1 protein-coding gene is annotated in these 1,368 nt (G+C 78.9%); it reads left to right on the plus strand.

Annotated features, from left to right (window positions below; translation table 11 throughout):
- The coding region (locus tag B0E53_RS38320) for a hypothetical protein (protein ID WP_210406372.1) at positions 1-1,368 on the plus strand (1,368 nt) is incomplete at both ends.

The following is a 1,368-nucleotide window of genomic DNA, read 5'->3' on the forward strand; positions in this document are numbered from 1 at the left end:
CGGCCATGTGCACGCGCCCTCCCCGGCGCAGGCGGTGACCGCCGCGGTGCTGCGCAGCGCGTCCCGCAGCCACGGCGGCGACCCGGCCCTCAAGGTGGAGCTCTCCTCCCGCCGGGTCCGCCTCGCCGAGCAGCTCCTCGACGGCGTCCGGGCGGGGCAGAGCCTCGGCGCGCTGCTCGGCTACCGGTTCGAGCGCGGCCTGCACGACCACCCGGCCGGCCCGTGGGACCAGCTGCTGCCGGCGCTGCGCCGGCTCGCCCCGGTCCGGGCGCACAGGGTCGACCCGGCCGACGACGGCCGCACCCGGGTCTCGGTCACCGTCGAGTCGACCGCCACCGTGGACGGTCTGGAGCTGCACCGGCTGCACACCGCCGGTGGGCTCGACAGCTGGCTGGCCGCCCGGCCGGCCGGCGAGCGCGCCGCCGTCCGGGAGGTGCTCGCCGACCTGGCCGACGCGGTCGACGCGGTCTCCGACACGCTGCTCGCCGAGAGCGTGCACCAGCTCGCCCTGGGCGACGCGAACCGGGCCGCGGCGGCCGTGGACGCCGCCTCCGGCGCGGCCACCAACCCGCCCGAGCTGCACGTCACCCGGACCCCGGCGACCGGGGCGACGCTCACCCACCGGGTGCTGCTGCTGGTCAACGTGGACAGCCGCTTCGACCGGCTCCGCCAGGACTGGCCGGCCGCCCGCGGCCACCACCCGCGGCTCGCCGGGGTCGCCGTGGACGCGCTCGCCGCCGTGCTGCTGCCGCCCTCGTTCCGGGTGTTCTGGCGCTACCGCTGGCACGCCCCGGACGGGGTCACCGCCACCGTCTGGCGCCCGGCCAGCCTGGACCGGATCCAGACGCCGGTGGTGGACCTGCTCGCCGCGCCGCCGCACCCCGGCCGGCCGGACGACGCCGAGCTGGACCGGCGGATCGCCCTGGACGCCTGGGGCCCGCTGCGCCCCACCGAGGTCGGCGACGACTGGACCCTCGAACTGGACTACGACCGGGACCCCGGCTGGCCGCTGGAGCGCGTCAGCCTGGCCGAGTTCCTGCACGCCGTCACCGTGCTGCGCGACCTGTTCGGCCGGTCCCGCCCCGCGGTCGCCGCCGACCTCGGCGTCGACCCCTCGGTCCCGCCGCAGATGGACACGGACACCAAGGCGCACGCCGACGAGACCTGGCAGGCGGCCCGCGACACCGCCGGCGGCCTGGCCGCGCTGCCCGACCCGGAGACCGACGGCTGGGACGAGACGAGCGCCCGGAACCTGCTCACCGTGGCCGCCGGCCTCGGCGTGGTCGGCGCGGTGCCGCCGCCTGTGCGGCCGGGTGGCGCGGGCGGGGTCGCGGACACCGCCGCCACCGCCCGGTTCGAGCTGGACCG

It is taken from the genome of Micromonospora sp. MH33, from assembly GCF_003013775.1.
In the GTDB taxonomy this organism is placed as follows: Bacteria; Actinomycetota; Actinomycetes; order Mycobacteriales; family Micromonosporaceae; genus Micromonospora; species Micromonospora fulviviridis.